This is a genomic window from Bacillus sp. AF62, from assembly GCF_050312695.1.
In the GTDB taxonomy this organism is placed as follows: domain Bacteria; phylum Bacillota; class Bacilli; order Bacillales; family Bacillaceae_G; genus Bacillus_A; species Bacillus_A cereus.
In genome coordinates this window covers 1-22,541 of the sequence record NZ_JBNPJZ010000054.1, presented here as the reverse complement: position 1 = coordinate 22,541, position 22,541 = coordinate 1, and the positions used below count along the sequence as shown (strand labels likewise).

Genomic DNA, 22,541 nt, shown 5'->3' with positions numbered 1-22,541 from the left:
CCTATTTTTCATTAAGTGAACTATCTCTTAACCCTAAAGCTTTTAGCATTGTTTGGAACTTAGCTGATGTTTCTGCTAACTCATCTTCTGGTTTTGACTCAGCAACAACTCCAGCTCCTGCATATAAACGCAGTGTATTTTCTTGTACTTCAGCACAACGAATTGTAACAATCCATTCTCCATCTCCATTTAAATCGCTCCATCCTAGCATTCCTGTAAAGAACTCGCGGTCAAATGGCTCAATATGCTGTATAGCCTCTCTTGCTTTTTCCATCGGAGTTCCGCAAACTGCTGGCGTAGGATGAAGGGCTATTGCTAATTGTAAAGAAGAAGTATTTGGATTCTTCAGTTCACCTTTCACTTCTGTAGACAAATGCCACATCGCTTCACTATGAATAACTGATGGCTTTTCTGGAACATGTAATGTATGACAATACGGACGAAGTGCAGCAGCAACCGCTTCAACTACTACCGCATGTTCATGTAAATCTTTTGGAGAAGAAAGTAATTCCTCTGCTCTTCTTTTATCTTCTACTGGGTCCTCACTACGTGGCCTTGAACCAGCTAACGGATTAGAAATAACTTGCATACCATTACGTGAAACAAGTAATTCAGGACTTGCTCCAATTAGCGTCTTACTGTTCTCTTTTTCATCTTTCGGTAAATTCACAGCAAATGTATAACCATGCTTATTATGTTCTGCTAATTCTCGCAGAAGTTTTTGCTTATCAATCTTTTCCGAAGATTTAACATCTAACGATCTAGATAGAACGATTTTCTTTAAATCACCGTCCTGTATTTTTTTAATTCCTTGCTTCACACCATTCATATAAACTTCAGGGTCTGGTACTGGCGTCATTTCAAATGTTACGTTCTCATTTGTTTCAAGCTGATTTGTTGTATCCAATTGTAAACGCTCAGAAATCCTACTATATTCTGGTACGATAAGTTGGACTTCTTTTCTACGATCGAATGGCAAAGCACCCACAACGATAGGATTTGGATTTCCAGCTTGTTTCGCATTACTTAATGTCGCTTGCACAAGCTCTGGGAAATTTTCAATTTCACGATGCTTTACTGTAGTAAACTCTCCTTCTGCTAATATAGTTCGAGTTGGTGAAGCGAAAAAGAATGAAGATTCAGTCTTATAATCTTCTAAAAGTTTTTCTGACAATTCTTTTACAGCTATATGTTCATTCATAATATAATAACCTCCTGAATTTTTATTAAACTCCTAACGTAGCACCGCCATCGACACATAAATTGTGCATTGTAATATGACTTGCTCTATCTGAGGCTAAAAATAACACTGCTTCAGCAACTTCTGAAGGTTGTGCAATTTTTTGTAATGGAATTCCGAGTCTATATGTATTTTGAGAACCAGTAATTATATTTTTAGCTCCATTCTCATCAGCCCATAGTAATCTTTGCATCTCAGTTTCAGTAGAACCTGGAGAAACTAAGTTGCAGCGTATATTGTATGCCGCAAGCTCTAGTCCTAAACATTTCATAAACATCGTCGTTGCAGCCTTTGACGCAGCATACGCTGCCATCTCCATTCTCGGCGTATTTGCCGCATTTGAACCGACTGTAACAATTGCCCCTGATTTTCTTAACATCATATTTTTACTTACCGCTCGGGACATATTGAAAACCCCTGTAGTATTTACAGAGAATGTTTTATTCCAATCTTCATCACTTAACGAATGAATTGGTCCCATACGTAAAACCCCTGCAACATTTATTAAAATATCTATTGGCGCTATTTCATTTGCAATATGATTTACCATGTCTTCAACAGCAGCGCTATTACTCACATCTAAACGAAACGTTTTCATACGTGTTTTATTTAATTCATTTTGATTTAAGAGTACATTTAACCCCTCTTCATTTTGATCAACCGCAATAACTGTGGCTCCTCTTTCTAAAAACATTTTGGCAACAACACTGCCTATGCCTTGTGCTGCACCTGTTACTAAAACTGTTTGCCCATCAAATTCCCCTAAGTTCATTTTCTCTATCCTTTCACATAAACATTAATTTCATTAAGTAACATAAATGATATTGATTTTCATTATCAGTCATGTTGTAAAAAATAATACACTTACTAAACTAATTGGTCAAGTGCGCATTACTTTAAAATCCATTTTATTGATAATGTTTTTCATTTACTTTCTTACACCGAAATGATAATGTTTCTCAATAAACTTGTCAATCTTTTTTTATTTTTCAGATAAAGTATTTTAATGCTTCTTAATAAAATCATACCTAAACGCATTAAATGTACTTATATTATAAATAAAATTCAAACTCCTCTTTTTAAAATTGAAGAAGATAAACTAGAGATACGTTCATTTACAATGCTTTATGAAAAACTCAAGTATATATTTTCTCAATATTTTTCTGAAAATATATCTTACAAATACTAATGAATGTCTTCTTTATCATTTAAGATTTAATATATATTTCGAATATGATGTGTCAATTTATTATATTCCAAATGGGTATTCCACTCACTTTTACATCTATAAAAATCACAAAAGTAATTTAACCTTGTTAAAATAACTCATAAAAAAAGCATCCTAATTAATAGAATAGGATGCTTTTTCGTAATCATAGTGTTATAGAAGATTTGTATACTTATGCTACGCTGCGATACTCTTCTTCTTGTTCTTTTTTCTGTTTAGGTGCTTGAATTAAAATTGCGATAATGAATGACACGACACATAATACACCGATCACCATGAACGTTGGTTTGAATCCACCTAGAAGTGCACCGATAAAGGAACCTGCAAGCGCCCCAAATCCAAATCCTTGATACACAATTCCATAGTTCTTACTATGGTTTTTCATACCGAAGAAATCACCAACAATAGCTGGGAAAATAGTGATATTTCCACCAAAGCAAAACGCTACACTTGCTACACATACGAAGTAAATACCATAATTTAAATCTACAAAACTTAGAACTAAGACTGAACTCGCCATAACAACAAAAGTAACAGTAACGATTTTTAAACGCCCAATTTTATCCGATAACGGTCCTAAAATGATACGACCTAATGTATTGAAGATTGCAACCATAGCCACCGCATTAGCTGCTGTTGCTGCGCTAAGCCCTACAAGTTGAACACCAATGTCTTTTACCATACCAATTAAGTATAAGCCACTCATACATGATGTAAATAACATGATAAATAATAAGTATACTTGTTTTGTGCCTAACATTTCTTTCGTTGTGTATTCCTTAGTTTTTGTTTCATGAACTGCTCCTTGATCTGCAGCTTGATGGATTAAACAAGCACCAATTACAATCATAGTTGTAACAATTAAACCCCAGTATATAAATGCTTGCGATACACCAACTGATTCAATCAACTTTGCGTTAACGTATTTAAAGATTAAGCTACCTGAACCATATGCAGAGACAGAAATACCAGCAATTAAACCTTTACGCTCTGGAAACCACTTTATTAAATTTGATAGTGAAGTGATATATGCTGTACCATCTGCATAACCTACAACAACTCCTGCTAGTACATAAAGTAAAATTAATGAGGACGCTTGTGAGCTAAGTATTAACCCTAGTCCTAATGCTAATCCAGCTATCATAATAAGTTTACGAAGTCCCCATTTTTCTTGCAATTTACTCGCAAATAAAGTTGAAAATGCTAAAGAAAGACTAGTAATTGAGAAAGTTATCGCAACAGCGTTAAGACTCCAACCGTATTTACTAACTAAAGGCTGATTGAATAAACTCCATGTATATATCGTCCCAAGCCCCATTTGTACTATAACTGTGCCAAGGACAACAAGCCATGGATTAACAGTTGATTTTTTCATACCTTTCCGCCTCCTCTTTCTATTTCAATGCTATTCGCTAAATTTACTTTTTTTATGTTCATTTTGGTCACCTCTTTTGATTTGACACCTTCATTGTATAAGATGTTTTCGCTTATGTAAGCACTTACAAGATAGAGCGTCAAAAACATGGAATCAGTTACAAAAAACGAAGGATGAAATACAAAAAACTACTGATTAAATACAATAGAAAAATTTTTTATACTTCGATTCACCTTATTTTTTATAAAATCACAAATTTTTTTCCAATAAATAAAACTAAATATTCACTAATATATCTATCCGTGGTTTAATATATATAATAAAAAAATATTTCTGTCTTTAATGAGGAGGTACTATGAAAGCAAACGTAGGGGATACTATACTTTTTCAACGAAATAATTTAAAGATTACAGGATCTGTATTAAAACTTTATACTGAATCGGTCTTAGTTGAAATTACAAATGTAAGCGGTGGTACTTTTGAATTTGATCGAACAATTGTAAATCATAAAAACTATAAAGTTTTAAATACAAATACATAAAACAACACAAAATAGCCCCTGCTCAACAGCAGGGGCTATTTTATATAAAAATATTTCACTAGTTTATATACCCTAAAACATTAACAATCTTACTCGCTTTTAAATTGTTAATATGATAATAAATTTCTAAACCTCTTCTCTCTGCTCGTAACACTTTACCCTTCATTTTTGATAAATGTTGTGAAACAGTAGATTGCGGAATATTCAGTAACTCTGTTAATTGTGTTACATTACAAGTTTTTCTCGTACTTAATTCATTTACAATTTGCAGTCTGATTGGATGCGCCATAATTTTTAAAATATCTACATCTTCTTCTGAAACTAAAGTTTTTCTCATTTCACTCGTATATGTTGTCATAAGACATTCCCCTTTTATATGAATTCCATATTCATAAGATCTATTTCCAAATTTTTTAAAACCCTTGATTAAAACTTTCATATAGAAATAAAAGGATTTTAAATTTTTGAAAACAGAACTTACATTCACTTTATTTATTTATTTATTTGGTACATATACATAATACAATGTTAATATGTGCTCTATGTGAAGTTCACATAAATTTGTGATGAAGATTTACTTAGCCACTCGCATCCTACTCATCTAATTACCCACTGCATAAAATCATCAGTTATTTTAACACATTTTAGGCGTTTGTATATACTATTTATAAAACAACTTTTATAAAGGGAGGATTCATATGCCTACAGCGTTACAAGAAGAAGTCGAAGAAGCACGGGAAACATATGTCAGTCGTATCATCTTAGTTGGAGGATCGACTTTATTTTTAGTAGGCGGGGTTATTTCAGCAATTTCAGCTTTTAAAGCTTATAATCGTTTGGAGAATACGCCGCCTTCTACAGATAATTCATAGATATTTTATAAAATAAAACGTCGCCTCCAATATGAAGAGACGACGTTTTATTATTCATACATATGACACTAAAAGTATCGGTAGATTCCCTACTCCATTTTCTAAGCTTACTTCACCACAAACCTAGTCTGACTACACCCATCCTTCTGCTTCGTTACTTCTAATACAGCTGGCATTGCGTTTTTCAATTCTTGTACGTGTGAAATGACACCGATAAATCGGCCTGATTTTTGTAAGTCAATTAAAGCATCTACTGCTTTCGTTAATGATTCTTCATCTAATGAACCGAACCCTTCATCGATGAACATCGTTTCGATGGAAATACCACCTTCATATGCTTGAATGACATCTGCCATCCCTAGCGCTAGGCAAAGTGATGCGTTAAATTTCTCTCCGCCGGAAAGTGTTTTTACATCGCGTGTTTGGCCAGTGTATGCATCATATACATCTAAGCCTAATCCACTTTGACGGTTTCTTTTTTCAACTCGTTCACTTCGTTTTAAATAAAATTGTCCATTTGATAATTTACGTAGTCGTTCGTTTGCGATTTGAACGATTTGTTCTAAATACTCAATTAAAATGTAACGTTCAAATGATATACGGCTCTCGTTATCACCTTTCATTACTTCATATAAGTCAACAAGTTCTTGGAAGGCTTTTTCTTCCTCGTGAATTTGTTCGTCAATACTTCTAATGTTTTCATGTAAATCAGAAATATATGTTACCGCATTTTGCGCACGTTGACGTTTTTCTTTAATTATATCGAGATTAATTTTTAGTTCTTTTATGTGTTCACCTAAAGATGTAATATCCATATACTCTTTATCTTTTAATTCTGAGTTTAGCTCTTCAATTTGTTTTGCAAGCACTTCAAGAGATGAATAATAACCTTGAATTTCTTTCTGTAACATCTCCATCTCGGCATCGCTTAATTTGGCTTCTTTATACGTGAATTGATCTGTAAACCCACTTTCTTCTAGCTCTTTCATAAAGCGTGCGAAAGTCTCTTCTTTCTTTAATTTTGCATTTTCAAATTGATTAGAAGCACCTTTTTGTTCAGCTTGAATACGTATATTTTCATTTTGCCAATGCTGATACGCTTCCTGCACTTTCTTCCATTCGTCCTCCATTAACCTAAGTTCCTGCATAGCTTGGTCAAACTGTGCTTTCCAAGCTTGTACTGTTTGTAAGTTTTCTGGAATATTTCGTTTATCATGTTCATATGACGTACGAAGTTGCATACACTCCATTTCTGTACGGTGCTGCATTGTTTCCACTTCTCGTTTTTGTTTCTGAAGTTCTTCTATTTTTTCTTCTACGCTTTTCATGTTCGCAGCAATCTGCTTACGTGTTTCTTCACTTGCTTTTAACGTATTCACGTCTGCAGCTAATTGTTTTCCTTTTTGAACAAGTGCACTATATGTTTCAGCTAATTTTTCCGAATTGTAGCCGCGCTTCACAACTTCTTCTATCACTTGTTCATATTGTAGTCGATAGAAATTCCATTTCTCCTCTACTTGCACATGTAATTTTTCAGCAATGTTCTTCTTATCTCTTAAATTGTTTAACTCTTTTTCATCGATCGCATTACTTTGCTCTGTAGCTTTTTGCGGATGATTCGTACTACCACATACCGGACAAGATTCACCGTCATGTAAATGAAGAGCTAATATACCAGCTTGTTCACTTAACCAGCGGCGCTCCATGTTTTCATATGCACGAACTGCCACTTGCATTTTATTAGTTGCCGCTTCTTTTTCTTGCTCGAATTTTTGTTTTTCTTGCCAAACATCATATGCTTGCTTTAAAACTTTTGCATCTTCTCGCATATTCGTTAGTTCTTCTACTTTAGCTACATATTGCTCAAGTGCTTGTTCTAATTGCTGCAATTCATCAGACATTCTCTGTTTTTGGTTTGTATGCTCTTCTAGTTGTTGATCTAACTTTTGCATACTTTCTTTTAATTTCCCTATTTGAATTTCGGCATTTTGTAAATTCAGCTTTCTCTCAGCTAATGATTCAATGATTGCTTGTAACTCTTCTAATCTTTGAACAAGTTTTTTAGCCTCTTCTCGTTCAGCTTCTTTATTCTTTACTACTTCATACTTCTCCTTAGCAAGTTCAAAGCTGTTCATTATCTGTTCTTGTTTGACAATTATCTGTTTTAACAAACTTTCAACTTTCTGCTCATTTTCCATCGCTTCTTCATACCATTGTTCAAATGGTAATAAGCGCTTTGCTTGTTCCGCACGTTTAAAGGATTTTTCTTTCCTTTCAATTGCTGCACGGTTCTCTTGTAAAGTGTTATATTTCTCATTCTTTTGTTGTAAATCTATAAATTTCTCATTTACAGATTTTGCTGCATGAAAACGTGTTTCTGCATCCTTTAATTGCTTCGTTTGAACATCTTGTTCTACTTGTAATTGCTCAACCTCTGCCTTATACACTGTTGTTTCTTGTTCTAACGCTTCTACTACTTGATGCGTATTTACATGTTCTTGTGCCGCTAATGTCTCTAATAATGCTCCATCACGGATTGGTAATTTAAAAACATTACGGAAATAGAGCTCTCTCTCTTTTTGTTTTTCTTGTAAAACATCTTTCCATTGTTTTCTCTTTTGATCAAGTAACTCACGCATTAATTTATAACGATCCGTTTTAAAAATACGACGTAAAATCTCTTCTTTGTTTTCCGTCTCAGATGTTAATAGTTTTCGGAATTCACCTTGTGGTAACATAACAATTTGACTAAATTGATGTTTACTTAACCCAATTAAATCTTCCACTTTTTTGTTTACGTCTGTTACATGAAAACGATCGACGGCTGGAACGTTTTCTCCATCAATAACTTCATATAATTCTACTGCATGTCCTGTAATGGTCTTATTCCCTTGTTTTTTATGTCCAAGTTGTCTTTTTATTTCATAGCGTTTCCCTTTTAATTGAAAGGTTAGTTCTACACTTGTATAAACATCATCATCAGCAAATTGACTTCGAAGCATGCTCGTATCACTACGTTCTTCTCCACTAGCCTCACCATATAACACATAACAAATCGCATCAAAAATCGTTGTTTTTCCAGCTCCCGTATTCCCAGAAATAGCGAAAATACGATGTTCTCCAAGATCTTCAAAATCGATTACTTCTTTCTGTTTATATGGCCCGAATGCTGTCATAATAAGCTGAATCGGTCTCATCCTCGTTCACCTTCCCGTTCTTGCACTGTTTGTAATACATCTATAAATAGGCGTTCTTTCTCTTCTGATAAATCTAACCCTTTCATTTCTTTATAGAAAGCCTTTAAAAGAGATAAATCATCCGTTTTATGTCTTGAAACCGTTACTTCATTTGTATCTGTGAGTTCTCGCCTTTGCATCGCTCTTTCAACGTGCATTGCATTTGGATATACAGATCGTATTTTCTCCATTGGCTGTAAGACAGGGTTTTCATCTAATAATTTTACAAATACGTAATCTTCACTTACTGGGTGCTGTAATAATTCATCTATTTTCGCTTCTACTGTTCGCATTTTACGACGTGGTGAAAGTAACCTTTTTTCAATTGCTACTTCACCAGTTTCATTCAGTTCTACAATGTAATAACCTTTTTTATGTTTCTCTTCAGAAATTGAATAGGCAAGTGGTGAACCTGAATATCTAATGGTCTCATTACGTACGAAATGCGCTTGATGTAAATGTCCAAGCGCTGTGTAATGAAACTTATCAAAATAATGACTATTTACATATTCAGCACCACCAATTGAAAGTGGTCGTTCTGCATCACTTGTATTCTCCTCCGCTTCTCCTGAAGAAGTTACAAATGCATGTCCAACAAATACATGTCTAGCTTCTTTATCCATTGTTTCAGAGAGCTCATTCATAAAAATGCGCATCGCATCATCATGAGAACGTACATCTTCATTTTTCAACACGTTTCTAACTATGCTTGGGTCTGCATACGGTATTAGATGGAAGTGAACCTCTCCATATTCATCATTTAGTACAACAGGTTCATACGGGAATTGAAATTGGCCTGCAATATGTAATCCCTGTTTTTTCATTAAACTACTCCCAAAATGGATACGATCCGGACTATCATGATTACCAGCTACTGCAATAACTGGTGTTTGTAAATCAATAACTATTTTTTGCAGCACATCATTTAATAAGTCTACTGCTTCTGTAGGTGGAATTGCTCGGTCATATAAATCCCCTGCAATAATTACAGCATCTGGTTTTTCTTCTTCAACAGCCTGTACAAACTGATCCAATACAATCTTTTGGTCTTCAGTCATATACACGCCATGAACAAGCTTACCTAAATGCCAATCCGCTGTATGAAATAACTTCATATTTTTCTACTCCTTTTAATTTACTGATTTTAGTGAAACGAGTTGATAGTTTATTGTAGTTTTTCCGTTCTCCCACTCTAGCTTCAATATCGTTGCACTTCCAATTCTTTCTTCATTTGATTTATATAAAGGCAATATTTCTTGAATTGTAAATAAGTGATAACCATCCAATATTAATTGAAATATATTTTCTTCAATATGTAATCTTACTTCTTTTTCATTTGAAATAATTTTTGTGTGCATCTCAAATTTCATGATAGATACAACCCCTTTTTATAATCTCTACATTTTAATAGTATAGTGGCTATGCAAGATTGACAAGTACATACACAGCAAAGTACACACTTTTCTATTGTTATATGTTTTATGTATTTTATATAAAATACGGTATGTGAAATTTTATATTTTCTCCAAAATAAAAATGCCTATTGTGACATCTTTATTTTTGTATAAAGTCTTTCATTACATAATATAAAACGGTAATTAAAACGATTGCGACGAAAAATGAGAACACTGCGACAATGTACCCATCTTTATTTAATAAAATACAGAATGAAATAGATATTATAAAAATCGGAAATACGAGACGTACTTTATCCTTCACTTCTTCTGTCGTATCTGTATGATGAAAATACTGCGTTATCCCTATCATTAAAGAAGACAAAATAATAACCGACAATAGTAAAGGTCCTGGCATTCCGATTTCTCCTTTCTCTATTTCTAATTCAGTGTAAAATTTTTTATTACAATTGTACGATTCATTTTTTCTTCAAACACTCTTTTTAGAATTGATAATGAACAATTCACACCTATATAATAGCGCTTTTATCATTATAACTTCAAATAATTACACTTACAGTAATGTTGTAATATTCCCCCTCAGTCTCTGAAATCCTGCAAAGATAACTCGTCAAAATATGCGGTGACCAAATTAATATTTACCGTCAACTTTTGACAAAATTTATAAAGGACATTTCAGTACATATCAAGAATTAAGAATAAGAAGATATGTAAGGGAGGATGCATTATGACTGAACACGTTTTATTTTCTGTTAGTGAAAACGGCGTTGCAACAATTACTTTAAACCGTCCAAAAGCACTTAATTCTTTATCTTATGACATGTTACAACCTATCGGACAAAAACTTAAAGAGTGGGAACACGATGAGCGTATTGCACTTATCGTGTTAAAAGGAGCTGGCACAAAAGGTTTTTGTGCAGGTGGCGACATTAAAACTCTTTATGAAGCGCGTTCCAATGAAGTGGCATTGCAACATACAGAACGTTTTTTTGAAGAAGAGTATGAAATTGATACATATATTTATCAATATACAAAACCGATTATTGCTTGTTTAGATGGAATTGTAATGGGCGGTGGTGTCGGTCTTACAAATGGTGCGAAGTATCGCATTGTAACTGAACGTACGAAATGGGCAATGCCAGAGATGAATATCGGCTTCTTCCCAGACGTCGGAGCTGCATATTTCTTAAATAAAGCACCTGGATATACAGGACGCTTCGTTGCTTTAACAGCATCTATTTTAAAAGCTTCTGACGTATTATTTATTAATGCTGCTGATTACTTTATGACATCTGATTCATTACCAGAGTTTCTTACTGAACTTGAAAGTGTAAATTGGCATAAAGAAGTTGATGTACATACTAATTTAAAAGAAGTTATTCGTACATTCGCAACTGCTCCAAACTTAGAAAGCGAGCTGACTCCTTCATTAGAAGTAATTAATTCACATTTTGCTTACAATACAATTGAAGAAATCATCCATTCATTGGAGAAAGATGAAAGCTCCTTTGCTCTAAAAACGAAAGAAACACTGTTATCAAAATCACCTATTTCACTAAAAGTAACATTAAAACAGTTTATTGATGGACAAAATAAATCCGTTGAAGAATGTTTCGCTACGGACCTTATACTTGCTAAAAACTTCATGAGACATGAAGATTTCTTCGAAGGAGTACGCTCCGTTGTCGTTGATAAAGATCAAAATCCGAATTATAAATATAAACAGTTAAGTGACGTTTCAGAAGAAGATGTGAATCGTTTCTTTAATTTACTTAATGCATAAAATGAAACTGTAATGAGTGGGTGTTTTGTTCATCCCCCACCTAACTTCTTTGCTTCAGCTAAATCTTGTGCGGTGGAAATCTTACTACTCGCAAATAGCGGGATAAAATCGAGGCTATATAGTAGTGTAATTACAGCTACTATATAGCCTTTTTTATTTAATAATTTTTAATAAAATTTAATTTTATTAAATCCATTTTTGTGCTACACTGATTTTAATCAAATATTCTAAAAATAAAAAGGAGGGGGCGGCTATGATAGAAAATTATCTTCTTTTCATCATTATGTCTATTTGCCTTATCATTTTACCTGGTCCAGATACAGCAATGGCTACGAAAAACACATTGGTTGCTGGTAAAATCGGTGGAGTGAAAACAGTGTTTGGTACATGTATTGCACTATTAATTCATACTTTAGCTGCTGTAATTGGTCTTTCTGCACTTATTGTAAAGTCAGCTCTTTTATTTTCTATTTTCAAGTACGTTGGGGCTCTCTATTTAATATATATCGGTATTAAAGCCCTTTTAGCAGTAAGAAACAAAGAAAACTTAGATACAAATGATCTATCTTTGAATAATGAAAACGAACATACTTCTTGCTTTCGCCAAGGATTTCTTACAAATTTATTAAATCCTAAAGTTGCAGTCTTCTTTTTAACTTTTTTACCGCAATTTTTAAATCCAAATCATAATACATTTATTCAACTTCTTGTAATGGGCCTTACTTACCTCGTTTTAACAGTCATTTGGTTTGCATTTTATATATTTTTAATTGATAAAATTAGTGCTTTTATGAAAAAACCAAAGACGCAACGTTATATTCAAGGGCTAACAGGAGTCGTCCTAATTGGATTTGGTATTAAACTAGCTTTTGAAAAAAATAATTAACAAGATGAAAACCACCACCACTATTAATAGTGGTGGTGGTTTTCATTTAATAGCTGATTTGGCTGTTTACTCTATATTAAAACCAGCGCTCAGTTACAACTTTTTTACGTGTATAGAATTGAACGCCATCTGTACCATTTGTACCTAAATCACCAAAGAATGAAGCTTTATTTCCTGCAAATGCGAAGAATGCCATTGGTGCTGGAACGTTTACATTTACACCGATCATACCAGCATCGATGTTATCACGGAATGTTTGTGCATGTTTACCATTTGACGTATAAATAACCGCACCGTTTGCAAATTTAGATTGATTTGTTAGTTTAATACCTTCTTCTAAATCTTTAACACGTACAATGCTTAATACTGGAGCAAAAATTTCATCTTGCCAAATTTTCATTTCTTGATTCACGCCATCAAAGATTGTCGCACCTACAAAGTAACCTTCTCCAACTTCTTCATTAATTTTACGGCCATCTACTAATAAAGTTGCCCCATCTGCTACACCGCTATTAATATAGCCTAAAACGCGCTCTTTATGAGATTCACGGATTAATGGTCCAACATAGTTATCTTCGTTAAAGCCATCGCCTACTTTTAATTTTTTCGTTTCTGCTACTAATACATCAATGAATTCATCAGCAATTTCATCCACTACTGCTACTACTGAGCATGCCATACAGCGCTCTCCACTACTTGCAAATGCAGATCCAATTACACCTTGTACTGTTTTCTCAAGATTGCAATCTGGCATTACAATCGCATGGTTTTTCGCACCTGCTAACGCTTGTACACGTTTTCCGTGTTTTGTACCTGTTTCATATACGTAACGAGCTACCGGCTCAGAGCCAACGAACGAAACAGCTTGAATATCTTTATTTTCTAAAATGCTATTTACAACATCTTTTCCGCCTTGTACTAAATTTAATACGCCTTTTGGGAAACCTGCTTCATAGAATAATTCTACAAGTCGCTCCGCTAAAAGTGGCGTTCTTTCCGATGTTTTTAATACGAATGTATTACCGCAAGCAATTGCAAGTGGGAACATCCATAATGGAATCATCATTGGGAAGTTGAACGGTGTAATACCAGCAACAACTCCGATTGGGTAGCGCCAAATTGATCCATCAATTCCGCTAGCAATATTCGGAAGCGCTTGTCCCATCATTAAATTTGGCGTAGATGTTGCAAGTTCTACCGCTTCAATACCACGCTGTACTTCACCTGTTGCATCCGTTAGCGTCTTACCATTTTCTAGCGTAATGATTTTTGCAAGCTCATCTTTGTTTTCTTGTAATAGCTGTAAATATTTATATAAATTTCTTGAACGATTCGGAACTGGTACTTTAGACCATGTTTCGAATGCTGCTTTTGCCGCTTCAACAGCTTTTTCAACATCCTCTTTTGGAGATAGTGGAACGTAAGCGATAATTTTTCCAGTCGCTGGATTTGGAACTGCTTCTACTTCCGTACCTGTCGATTCAACCCACTCACCGTTAATGTGATTTTTCACTCGTTTAATTTCAGTTGTAATCATTGTATTCTCTCCTTTGTATAATTTATTTTTGATTAGAAATTAATTGCTCGCTAACTTTCTTATATAAAGCAGCCATATCGTTTTCACCATATCCAGCTTGACTCGCTTCGTCATATACATTTAATAACATTTCGCTTACCGGTAAATGGAGTTCGCTTTCCTTAGCTAAGTCAACTGCAAACCCTAAATCTTTCTTCAATAAGTTCACAGTAAATCCTGGCTCGTAGTTTTCAGGTGCTATAAAACTTTTAAAATTACGTTCATAAATTCTGCTTTGGCCGTAACTTACATTTAAAATATCAAACATTTTATCTAAATCCATATTGTTCTTTTTCGCTAATGTTAAAGCTTCACTTACACCAGCTGTATAAAAACCAATTAATAAGTTATTAATTAACTTAACAGTTGTACCACTATCAATCTGCTCACTAACATGGAAAATGTTCGCGCCTAGAACGCCCATGATAGATTCCGTTTTCTCATATACCTCTTTTGATCCACCAACCATAAACGTTAATGTACGATTTTCGGCTCCAATTACACCGCCGCTCACAGGTGCTGCTAAAAAGTTTACTTTCTTTTCCTTTGCAGCTTCCTCTAATTGTTTGTTTAACTGCGGCGATACCGTACTTGTATCAATGAAAACTACATTCGAGTGACCATTTTCAAATAATCCTTCTGCTCCAAAATATACCGCTTCAACAGCGCGAGGTGAAGGTAAACTTGTAAAAACTACATCACATGTTTCTGCTAGTTTTGAGATTGATAGACCGATAATTCCGCCTTCTTTTTCAAAGGACGCTTCTGCCTCTTTATTTAAGTCCACGCCATATACTGTGTAACCTGATTTAGCTAGATTTTTTGACATCGGAAGACCCATGTTACCTAAACCGATAAAACCAATCTTTTTCATATCGCTTTCCTCCTATTTACACAATATATTTCCCGCGATTTATAATAGCTTTCGCAATTTCTCTCTTCTTCCTAAATACGTTCGTGTATAAAGGTACTAATAATTGACGGATTTCAGCTAAAATCACATGTCTATCTTGTTCTTCTGTGACAGCCGCCGAAAGTACAGAAATCGCTGCTTCTTCTACTTTACGGTATCCTTCTTCACAAATAACATCCGTTATGAGTTGCTTCGTACGTTCTTTTTCCTCACCATTTTTACTTACCGCTTTTCTCGTACGTAAAAACGCTGATTCCATGACGTACACGTCCGTCAACATATTTGAAATTACACGTGAATATTCTTGTTCTTGGTCAATTTTTAGGCCTGGAGTTTTAGAGAGCGTTTTCAAAGATTGTTTCAACAATTTTTTCGCTAATAAAATGTAACGATGGTTTCTTTCTACATTTGCTACATCACTTTCTACTTCAGTATCTTCTAATTGTTCGATTTGCTTGATTAACATTTTGGCAACTGTTAATCTATTAATTTCGTTCGTTCCTTCAAAAATACGACTAATTCTAGCATCACGATATAATCGTTCTACCTCATACTCTTGCATATAACCGTAACCACCATGAATTTGTACAGCTTCATCTACGATATAAGCAAGTGTTTCAGAAGCATTTACTTTATTCAGTGCACATTCAATTGCAAATTGGGACATTTTCTTCATAAGATCTTCATCGCTCTCATGAATTGCTTCATCGATTACACCTGCCGTACGATAAGCTGCACTTTCGGCTCCATATGTAGCAATGATCATATTTGCAATTTTTTCTTGAATCATCGTAAAGTCTACTAATTCCGTTTGGAACTGTTTTCGCTCTTTTCCATATTGAACCGACAAACCAATTGCTTGTTTTGCTGTTCCAATATTTCCAAAAGCAAGTTTAAGTCTAGCAAAGTTAAGAATATTAAGGGCTACGTGATGCCCTTTCCCAACTTCCCCTAAAACATTTTCAGCAGGGATGACAACATCTTCTAAAATAAGAGTCGCTGTTGAAGAACCTTTAATCCCCATTTTCTTTTCTTCTAATCCAATAGATACACCTTCACATGTTCTTTCGACAATAAACGCTGTCATTCCTTTATTTGTCTTCGCAAAAACAACGTATACATCTGCCATATGAGCATTTGTAATCCATTGCTTCTCACCATTTAACTTCCAAGCTGTTCCCTCTTCATTCAATACGGCGCTTGTTTTTGCACTTAATGCATCCGAACCAGCATTTGGCTCAGTTAAAGCATAAGCACCAATCCATTCTCCCGATGCGATTTTCGGTAAATATTTTTCTTTCTGTTCTTTCGTTCCATAATATATGTAAGGCAATGTACCGACACCAGCGTGTATATTAAAAGAAACGCTAAACGCACCAGCGTAACCCATTTTCTCTGCTACAAGACCTGAGACAGCCTTTCCTAACTCGAACCCGCCATAATCTTCTGGTACCTCAATGCCTAATAATCCAAGTTCCCCAGCTTTCTCAAATAATTGACGAGAAACTTTATAGTTATGTTGTTCAATATTCTCCATTTGTGGAACAATTTCTTGTTTAACGAATTGTTCTGTCGTTTTTGCGATTAAATCTTCATCACCTGAAAAATCTTCTGGTGTAAAGTAAGTATGATTTATATCTTTATTGAGTGAAAAAAATTCATCCCATGGTAACTTCGTTTTCTCCATATGTATCCCCCTATCATTCGGCTTTCATAGCTTTTTGCTTATGCTCGTCTACGATGAGTGGAATATCTTTTTTGAAAATAGAAGGCGATGATTTTTCACATCAAGCATTTTATTTTGCCAAAGATGTATTTTCATCGCCTTCGCTGCTTTATCTATTGATCTTCTGATAATACTGTTTTTGCAATACCAGTATCTAACTCTTCAAAGTCATGATATGAAATTGTTTCGTATAATTCACTTCTCGTTTGCATATTAGAAAGTGCATCTTTTTGAGAACCTGTTTCTTTAATTAAAGTAAACACATTTTCATACGCTTTCGCTGCAACGCGAAGTGAAGTTACAGGATAAATAACCATTTGGAAGCCCATATTTGCAAATTCCTCTGCACTATAATATGGAGTTTTTCCGAATTCAGTCATATTCGCAAGTAAAGGTGCATTTACCTTACTATTAAATAGACGGAATTCTTCCTCTGATTGAAGCGCTTCAGGGAAAATTGCATCTGCACCTGCTTTTACATATGCATTTGCTCTTTCAATTGCTTCATCTAATCCTTCAACGCCGCGAGCATCAGTACGTGCTACAATGTATAAGCTCGGTGCAACTTCTTTAATCGCTTTAATTTTTTGAACCAATTCTTCTGTAGTAACAAGTTTCTTACCATTTAAATGTCCACATTTTTTTGGTAATTGCTGATCTTCAATTTGGACAGCTGCTACTTTCGCTTCCACCATTTCTACAGCTGTTCTCGCTACATTTAGTACACCACCAAATCCTGTATCAATGTCAACAAGAACAGGTAAGTCTGTAGCTCTTACTAAATCTCTTGCTCTCTCAGCCACTTCAGTAGACGTCACGATACCTAAATCTGGTAAGCCTTTACTTGCAGTATAAGCAGCTCCTGATAAATAAAGAGCTGAAAAACCTGTATTTTTTGCAACTAAAGCCGCCATTGCATCATGAGCACCTGGAATTTGCAAAATTTCATTTGCTTCTACTAAAGCTCGGAATCGATTCGCAAGCTCCTCTTGTGTTGACTGCTTTTTCACAACCCAAGCCATTCTAAATTCCCCCTATTATTAAATTAAGAATAGATCTACAAATTCATTTACATTCATATTTTCTAGCTTTTCTTCATTTAAACAAACTTCATGAATTTGTTCTTGTTGCTTACTAGAATAATGACCTGCCATATTTGCAGTGAATTTTTGAACAACTTTTGGAATTGCTTCGTCTCTACGGAAACGGTGACCAAGTGGATATTCACATTCCACATTTTCTGTTACTGTGCCATCTTTAAAGTGAACTTGAACAGCGTTGGCGATTGAGCGCTTGTTCGGGTCAAGGTAATCTAAACTGTACTGTTTGTTTTCAACAACAACCATCTTATTACGTAATTCGTCTACACGTGGATCGTTTGCTACTGCATCTTCATAATCGTCTGCAACGATATCTCCTTTTAATAAACCAATTGCCGTAATGTATTGTAAGCAATGATCACGATCAGCTGGGTTATTTAATGGACCTTCTTTATCAATAATACGAATTGCTGATTCATGAGTTGTAATTGTAATGCGGTCAATTTCATCCAATCTCTCTTTAATTTCCGGATGCAACTTCACTGCACATTCTGCAGCTGTTTGTGCATGGAATTCTGCTGGATATGACACTTTAAATAATACATTTTCCATTACATATGACTCTAGTGGTCTTGCTAATTTTAATTCTTGTTTATTGAATAATACATCTTGGAATCCCCATCCTGGCGCAGATAATGCTGTTGGATAACCCATTTCACCTTTTAGAGCAGTCATTGCAAGATGAACACCGCGGCTCGTTGCGTCACCTGCAGCCCATGATTTACGTGAGCCCGTATTTGGAGCATGACGATATGTACGAAGACTAGAATTATCAATCCACGCATGTGATAATGCATTAAAGATTTCTTCACGTGTTCCGCCAAGCATTTTCGCAACTACTGCAGTTGTTGCTACTTTTACATATAATACATGGTCAAGACCAACTCTGTTTAAGCTGTTTTCTAAAGCAAGCACGCCTTGAATTTCATGTGCTTTAATCATCATTTCTAATACTTCACGTACTTTTAAAGCTTCTTTTCCTTCTGAAATACGAACACGGCTAATATAATCTGCGACGGCTAAAATTCCGCCTAGGTTATCAGATGGATGTCCCCACTCTGCTGCAAGCCAAGTATCGTTATAGTCTAACCAACGGATCATACATCCGATATTAAATGCACCTTTTACTGGATCTAGTACATAAGACGTACCTGGTACACGTGTACCATTTGGCACGACTGTTCCTGGCACAACTGGTCCTAGTAATTTCGTACATTCTGGATATTGTAATGCTAAAATTCCACATCCAAGTGTATCAAGTAATACGTAACGAGCTGTACTGAATGCTTCTGCACTAGTAACCTCTTTATTTAATACATAATCCGTAATCTCTTCTAATAATGCATCTTTTTGCTTAATTTCATTTGTTTTAATCATGCTATCCTTCCCTTTCTGTCGAAAATTCGTTATTATTAATGATGGGTGTCGGTCAAACACCCATCTGGCGGGCGGTGCTAACAACTCCCCAGTTGTTCTTATTTACTAAGTACATGTCGCTCGCCAATATAATTTACACGCGGACGGAACAAACGATTATTTGCATGTTGCTCAATAACGTGCGCACATAATCCCACTGTTCTAGAGCTAAAGAAGATAGGTGTGTAAAGTTGAATTGGAATACCTAGCATCCAATATACTGGAGCTGCATAATAATCAAGATTTGGATAAATTCCTTTTTCTTTTTCCATAATCTTTTCTCCAGCTTCACACATTTCATATAGTGTATAATCACCTTTTACATCACATAACTGTTTTAAAGCTTCCTTCATCATAAGTGCTCTTGGATCCATCTTCTTCATATAAACACGGTGTCCAAAGCCCATAATTTTTTCTTTGTTATATAATTTCTTCTGTAATAACTCTTCAAATTTCTCAACATTACCAGCTTCTAAAAGCATGTACATAACCGCTTCATTTGCACCGCCATGTAAACTTCCTTTTAAAGATGCAACTGCACCTGTTAAAGCACCGTATAAATCTGATTGTGTTGATGCAATAACGCGAGCTGTAAATGTAGAGTTTGGCATTTCATGCTCACTATATAAAACAAGGGAACGATCAAAGATCTTTTCCTCAAGTTCAGTTGGTTTTTTACCAGTTAACATATAGAAGAAATTCGCACTATAAGATAATTCTTTAAGAGGTTCAATTGGCTCCTCATTATTTAAAATATGATAGCTATTCGCTACAATGTTTGGCACTTTACTTAACAGCTTGTACCCTCGGCTTTTATTCACTTCTAACGAGCGGTTTTCGATATCATTATCGTAACCAGCTAACGCTGACACACCTGTACGTAATCCATCCATGGGATGCGTCTCTTTAGGCAATGCCTTTAGTACGTTGAATACACCTTCTGGTACTGCATATTCTTCTTTTAATTTCTTTTCAAGTGTTGCTTTTTCATCTTCATTCGGTAGGTGTTCCTCCAATAAAAGGTGCACAATGTCTAAATACTCTTTTGTTTTTGAGAGTTCGATTAAGTCATACCCTTGAATTACAATTTCACCTTTTACTGTGTCAAGAAACGAGATTTTCGTCTCCGCTGCCACTATACCATCTAATCCCGGGGAAAATTTTTCTTCAGCTTTCATCATTATTTCCTCCAATCCTAATAGATCTTCGTGCACATAACTGTAAGCCTTTACAATATTGTGAAACTACATTTCCATTTCAATGTATCAGAGTTTTTAGAAGATTTCAATTTATTTTATAATGATAAGTTTCCTACACTTTTCTTACTGTAACAATACAATTTTTTGAAAATAATTCTTATATTTTATAAAGAAAGAATAGACTTCTTTGTGTATTCTCAAAAACAAGATATAAAGATTTTTCATATAACACCACCAAATATACAATTATTCTAATTTTATTTGAGAAATAAAAAAAAACGAGCTGTACATAAATACAGCTCGTTACTATATGATATTTATTTCACTATCTCTTAAATATAATTTTTATATAAAACTTATTCATTTTTAATAAAGTTATTATTTTACATAATTAAATTGAATTTCTTCCATCTCCTCATGATAACTTACAAATAAATCATAGTTTTGAAAATACCAAAGATCATCAGAATCTACAAAAAATATAATACCTTCCTTCTCAACTGACACTATTTCCCCCTCTGGTTTCTCAGCAACAACCCCTAAAGAATATCCGGGCTGAATTGAACTATCCCCTCCGTACCTTACAGTAAAACGTACAGATTCACCGTGCTTTATACGTAATTCTTCCTGGAACCATTGCAGAGCTTTACGATCAATTGAAATTTTCATCTTTATTCCTCCAGTTTACGCAAACTCTTTTTTTCCTAATCGTTGTTTTACAAAGAAGACGAAAATAATTAAGGCTATTAATGCCGAAATTGCACTCCCTGAAAATAAAATACGATAACCAAACATTTGTGAAACAACTCCAAGTAAAATAGCACCTAACCCGATTCCTAAATCAAACGCTGTAAAAAATGAAGCATTTGCAACTCCTCTTTTACTCGGATCAACAATTGTAAGCATTGCCGCTTGCAAAGCTGGCTGCGCTGATCCAAATCCAATACCGTATAATGTTGCTGCGATAATTACACCTAACAAACCATTTGAAATAGTTAAAACAACTATAGCTAAAATAGTAATACATAATGCTGGGAGTATGATGAATACTTCTCCATACTTATCTAATAGTTTCCCTGAAATTGGTCTTACAATTGTTAATGCAATTGCATATACAAGAAAGAAAGTTCCCGGGTTTACATGAATTGATGATGCAAATAACGGTAAAAAGGTTGTTATTCCTCCATATGCAAACGATAAAAAGAATACTACAATCGTGATTGTTAATACGGATTTCTCAAATAGCTGAATTTTCCCTTTTTCTTTTTGTGGCGTAAATGGCATCTTCGTTATTAGTGATAATACGACTGCCATAAAAGATAACAACGTCGCTAATAAAAACAGACCATGAAATGAATAATTTTGCACAACCCATAATCCAATCATAGGTCCGATCGCCATTGCAATTGTCATCGCCATCCCGTACCAACCCATACCTTCACCGCGGCGTGAATCTGGAATAATATCCGTTATTGCTGTTCCAACAGCTGTTGTAGAAACAGCCCATGTTACTCCGTGAATAACACGTAAAACAGCTAAAAGGACAATAGTCGATGCTATATTATAGGAATACATCGTTAATCCAAAAAAGATGAGTCCGAAAATAATAAAGGATCTTCTACCATATTGATCTAACATTCCTCCAATAATCGGTCGTATTACAACAGCAGCTATTGTAAACATTCCCATCATGAGTCCAACTTGCGATTCATTGCCACCTATCTCTTTAATAAAGAGCGGGAGCGTTGGAACAAGTAAATAAAATCCTGTAAATAAAAATAACATTGCGAAAGTCATTTGAATAAATGATTTCGTCCATAATCGTTCCATAAAAATACCTCCATACACTCGTAAAATATTACGATTAACACCCTCATTGTACATTTTATTGATCTCTTTTCCCTCCGCAAATAGACGTATCTTTTCATATTAAATAGTCCACCATCAGCTTACATTAGTCTTAGAACCTGTTTAAAATCTTTTTAATAAAATCGCTACACCTGCCAATAAGCAACTCTGTCTGCTATTTTCAAGT

At 34.7% G+C, this 22,541-nt stretch carries 20 protein-coding genes; 4 read left to right on the top strand and 16 right to left on the bottom strand.

All coding sequences use genetic code 11. From position 1 onward, the window contains the following. Position 1: 1 nt before the first annotated feature. From dhbC to ACQRBL_RS11250, 3 genes are all read right to left on the bottom strand, one after another. Entirely contained in the window at positions 2-1,201 is a 1,200-nt protein-coding gene (gene dhbC / locus ACQRBL_RS11260) for an isochorismate synthase DhbC (protein WP_001002072.1), read from the bottom strand. Positions 1,202-1,226: 25 nt separating this feature from the next. After that, complete coding sequence (dhbA, locus tag ACQRBL_RS11255) at positions 1,227-2,012, bottom strand: 2,3-dihydro-2,3-dihydroxybenzoate dehydrogenase (protein WP_001048438.1); 786 nt, start codon at positions 2,010-2,012, stop codon at positions 1,227-1,229. Between the two features lie 628 nt (positions 2,013-2,640). Next, a complete protein-coding gene (locus ACQRBL_RS11250) occupies positions 2,641-3,843 on the bottom strand; it encodes an L-lactate MFS transporter (RefSeq protein ID WP_000750124.1) in 1,203 nt (400 codons plus the stop codon). 355 nt (positions 3,844-4,198) lie between these two features. On the opposite strand from ACQRBL_RS11250, the gene ACQRBL_RS11245 reads away from it, so the two are divergent. Beyond that, on the top strand, positions 4,199-4,384 hold the full coding sequence (locus ACQRBL_RS11245) for a YkvS family protein (protein WP_000646793.1): 186 nt from the start codon (positions 4,199-4,201) through the stop codon (positions 4,382-4,384). 58 nt (positions 4,385-4,442) lie between these two features. On the opposite strand, the gene ACQRBL_RS11240 is transcribed toward ACQRBL_RS11245, so the two are convergent. Then, positions 4,443-4,742, bottom strand: a complete 300-nt coding sequence (locus ACQRBL_RS11240; RefSeq protein WP_000214801.1) for an ArsR/SmtB family transcription factor — start codon at positions 4,740-4,742, stop codon at positions 4,443-4,445. A 340-nt stretch (positions 4,743-5,082) separates the two neighbouring features. Here ACQRBL_RS11240 and ACQRBL_RS11235 point away from each other — a divergent pair, with 340 nt between their 5' ends. Next, positions 5,083-5,256 (top strand): hypothetical protein, encoded by a 174-nt coding sequence (locus ACQRBL_RS11235; protein WP_001141668.1) that lies wholly within the window; start codon positions 5,083-5,085, stop codon positions 5,254-5,256. 107 nt (positions 5,257-5,363) lie between these two features. Here ACQRBL_RS11235 and ACQRBL_RS11230 read toward each other — a convergent pair whose 3' ends face one another. The 4 genes from ACQRBL_RS11230 to ACQRBL_RS11215 form a co-directional block, all read right to left on the bottom strand. After that, positions 5,364-8,453, bottom strand: coding sequence for an AAA family ATPase (locus tag ACQRBL_RS11230; RefSeq protein ID WP_411996207.1), 3,090 nt, complete (start codon positions 8,451-8,453; stop codon positions 5,364-5,366). Then, positions 8,450-9,607 carry an exonuclease SbcCD subunit D gene (locus tag ACQRBL_RS11225; RefSeq protein WP_411996208.1) on the bottom strand — a complete coding sequence of 386 codons (1,158 nt, stop codon included), beginning with the start codon at positions 9,605-9,607 and terminating at the stop codon, positions 8,450-8,452. The genes ACQRBL_RS11230 and ACQRBL_RS11225 overlap by 4 nt, the downstream gene beginning before the upstream one ends. Positions 9,608-9,622: 15 nt before the next feature. Then, the gene (locus tag ACQRBL_RS11220) at positions 9,623-9,862 is read right to left on the bottom strand and encodes a DUF2584 family protein (protein ID WP_000667344.1); all 240 of its coding nucleotides are present in this window, start codon (positions 9,860-9,862) and stop codon (positions 9,623-9,625) included. A 184-nt stretch (positions 9,863-10,046) separates the two neighbouring features. Then, a complete protein-coding gene (locus ACQRBL_RS11215; RefSeq protein WP_001119409.1) occupies positions 10,047-10,304 on the bottom strand; it encodes a hypothetical protein in 258 nt (85 codons plus the stop codon). Positions 10,305-10,634: 330 nt separating this feature from the next. On the opposite strand from ACQRBL_RS11215, the gene ACQRBL_RS11210 reads away from it, so the two are divergent. After that, entirely contained in the window at positions 10,635-11,690 is a 1,056-nt protein-coding gene (locus ACQRBL_RS11210) for an enoyl-CoA hydratase/isomerase family protein (RefSeq protein WP_411996209.1), read from the top strand. Positions 11,691-11,943: 253 nt separating this feature from the next. Beyond that, the gene (locus ACQRBL_RS11205) at positions 11,944-12,576 is read left to right on the top strand and encodes a LysE family translocator (RefSeq protein ID WP_000572348.1); all 633 of its coding nucleotides are present in this window, start codon (positions 11,944-11,946) and stop codon (positions 12,574-12,576) included. 76 nt (positions 12,577-12,652) lie between these two features. Here the strand turns inward: ACQRBL_RS11205 and ACQRBL_RS11200 are convergent, their stop codons facing one another. From ACQRBL_RS11200 to ACQRBL_RS11165, 8 genes are all read right to left on the bottom strand, one after another. Further along, a complete protein-coding gene (locus ACQRBL_RS11200) occupies positions 12,653-14,113 on the bottom strand; it encodes a CoA-acylating methylmalonate-semialdehyde dehydrogenase (protein ID WP_000633344.1) in 1,461 nt (486 codons plus the stop codon). Between the two features lie 22 nt (positions 14,114-14,135). After that, the gene (locus tag ACQRBL_RS11195) at positions 14,136-15,026 is read right to left on the bottom strand and encodes an NAD(P)-dependent oxidoreductase (protein ID WP_000719400.1); all 891 of its coding nucleotides are present in this window, start codon (positions 15,024-15,026) and stop codon (positions 14,136-14,138) included. Between the two features lie 16 nt (positions 15,027-15,042). After that, positions 15,043-16,752, bottom strand: coding sequence for an acyl-CoA dehydrogenase family protein (locus tag ACQRBL_RS11190; protein WP_023521867.1), 1,710 nt, complete (start codon positions 16,750-16,752; stop codon positions 15,043-15,045). Between the two features lie 152 nt (positions 16,753-16,904). After that, positions 16,905-17,813, bottom strand: a complete 909-nt coding sequence (prpB, locus tag ACQRBL_RS11185) for a methylisocitrate lyase (RefSeq protein WP_000312640.1) — start codon at positions 17,811-17,813, stop codon at positions 16,905-16,907. Between the two features lie 18 nt (positions 17,814-17,831). Further along, the gene (gene prpD / locus ACQRBL_RS11180) at positions 17,832-19,268 is read right to left on the bottom strand and encodes a 2-methylcitrate dehydratase (RefSeq protein WP_000598139.1); all 1,437 of its coding nucleotides are present in this window, start codon (positions 19,266-19,268) and stop codon (positions 17,832-17,834) included. A 98-nt stretch (positions 19,269-19,366) separates the two neighbouring features. Then, the gene (gene mmgD / locus ACQRBL_RS11175; protein WP_001987369.1) at positions 19,367-20,488 is read right to left on the bottom strand and encodes a citrate synthase; all 1,122 of its coding nucleotides are present in this window, start codon (positions 20,486-20,488) and stop codon (positions 19,367-19,369) included. Positions 20,489-20,884: 396 nt separating this feature from the next. After that, on the bottom strand, positions 20,885-21,175 hold the full coding sequence (locus ACQRBL_RS11170) for a HesB/YadR/YfhF family protein (RefSeq protein WP_000703228.1): 291 nt from the start codon (positions 21,173-21,175) through the stop codon (positions 20,885-20,887). A 15-nt stretch (positions 21,176-21,190) separates the two neighbouring features. Further along, positions 21,191-22,336 carry an MFS transporter gene (locus ACQRBL_RS11165; protein WP_014482022.1) on the bottom strand — a complete coding sequence of 382 codons (1,146 nt, stop codon included), beginning with the start codon at positions 22,334-22,336 and terminating at the stop codon, positions 21,191-21,193. Positions 22,337-22,541: the final 205 nt, after the last annotated feature.

What these genes read in the sequence shown, in the direction of transcription:
- dhbC (WP_001002072.1), bottom strand. Translation starts at nt 1,201, where the DNA reads ATGAATGAACATATAGCTGTAAAAGAATTGTCAGAAAAACTTTTAGAA.
- dhbA (WP_001048438.1), bottom strand. Translation starts at nt 2,012, where the DNA reads ATGAACTTAGGGGAATTTGATGGGCAAACAGTTTTAGTAACAGGTGCA.
- ACQRBL_RS11250 (WP_000750124.1), bottom strand. Translation starts at nt 3,843, where the DNA reads ATGAAAAAATCAACTGTTAATCCATGGCTTGTTGTCCTTGGCACAGTT.
- ACQRBL_RS11245 (WP_000646793.1), top strand. Translation starts at nt 4,199, where the DNA reads ATGAAAGCAAACGTAGGGGATACTATACTTTTTCAACGAAATAATTTA.
- ACQRBL_RS11240 (WP_000214801.1), bottom strand. Translation starts at nt 4,742, where the DNA reads ATGACAACATATACGAGTGAAATGAGAAAAACTTTAGTTTCAGAAGAA.
- ACQRBL_RS11235 (WP_001141668.1), top strand. Translation starts at nt 5,083, where the DNA reads ATGCCTACAGCGTTACAAGAAGAAGTCGAAGAAGCACGGGAAACATAT.
- ACQRBL_RS11230 (WP_411996207.1), bottom strand. Translation starts at nt 8,453, where the DNA reads ATGAGACCGATTCAGCTTATTATGACAGCATTCGGGCCATATAAACAG.
- ACQRBL_RS11225 (WP_411996208.1), bottom strand. Translation starts at nt 9,607, where the DNA reads ATGAAGTTATTTCATACAGCGGATTGGCATTTAGGTAAGCTTGTTCAT.
- ACQRBL_RS11220 (WP_000667344.1), bottom strand. Translation starts at nt 9,862, where the DNA reads ATGAAATTTGAGATGCACACAAAAATTATTTCAAATGAAAAAGAAGTA.
- ACQRBL_RS11215 (WP_001119409.1), bottom strand. Translation starts at nt 10,304, where the DNA reads ATGCCAGGACCTTTACTATTGTCGGTTATTATTTTGTCTTCTTTAATG.
- ACQRBL_RS11210 (WP_411996209.1), top strand. Translation starts at nt 10,635, where the DNA reads ATGACTGAACACGTTTTATTTTCTGTTAGTGAAAACGGCGTTGCAACA.
- ACQRBL_RS11205 (WP_000572348.1), top strand. Translation starts at nt 11,944, where the DNA reads ATGATAGAAAATTATCTTCTTTTCATCATTATGTCTATTTGCCTTATC.
- ACQRBL_RS11200 (WP_000633344.1), bottom strand. Translation starts at nt 14,113, where the DNA reads ATGATTACAACTGAAATTAAACGAGTGAAAAATCACATTAACGGTGAG.
- ACQRBL_RS11195 (WP_000719400.1), bottom strand. Translation starts at nt 15,026, where the DNA reads ATGAAAAAGATTGGTTTTATCGGTTTAGGTAACATGGGTCTTCCGATG.
- ACQRBL_RS11190 (WP_023521867.1), bottom strand. Translation starts at nt 16,752, where the DNA reads ATGGAGAAAACGAAGTTACCATGGGATGAATTTTTTTCACTCAATAAA.
- prpB (WP_000312640.1), bottom strand. Translation starts at nt 17,813, where the DNA reads ATGGCTTGGGTTGTGAAAAAGCAGTCAACACAAGAGGAGCTTGCGAAT.
- prpD (WP_000598139.1), bottom strand. Translation starts at nt 19,268, where the DNA reads ATGATTAAAACAAATGAAATTAAGCAAAAAGATGCATTATTAGAAGAG.
- mmgD (WP_001987369.1), bottom strand. Translation starts at nt 20,488, where the DNA reads ATGATGAAAGCTGAAGAAAAATTTTCCCCGGGATTAGATGGTATAGTG.
- ACQRBL_RS11170 (WP_000703228.1), bottom strand. Translation starts at nt 21,175, where the DNA reads ATGAAAATTTCAATTGATCGTAAAGCTCTGCAATGGTTCCAGGAAGAA.
- ACQRBL_RS11165 (WP_014482022.1), bottom strand. Translation starts at nt 22,336, where the DNA reads ATGGAACGATTATGGACGAAATCATTTATTCAAATGACTTTCGCAATG.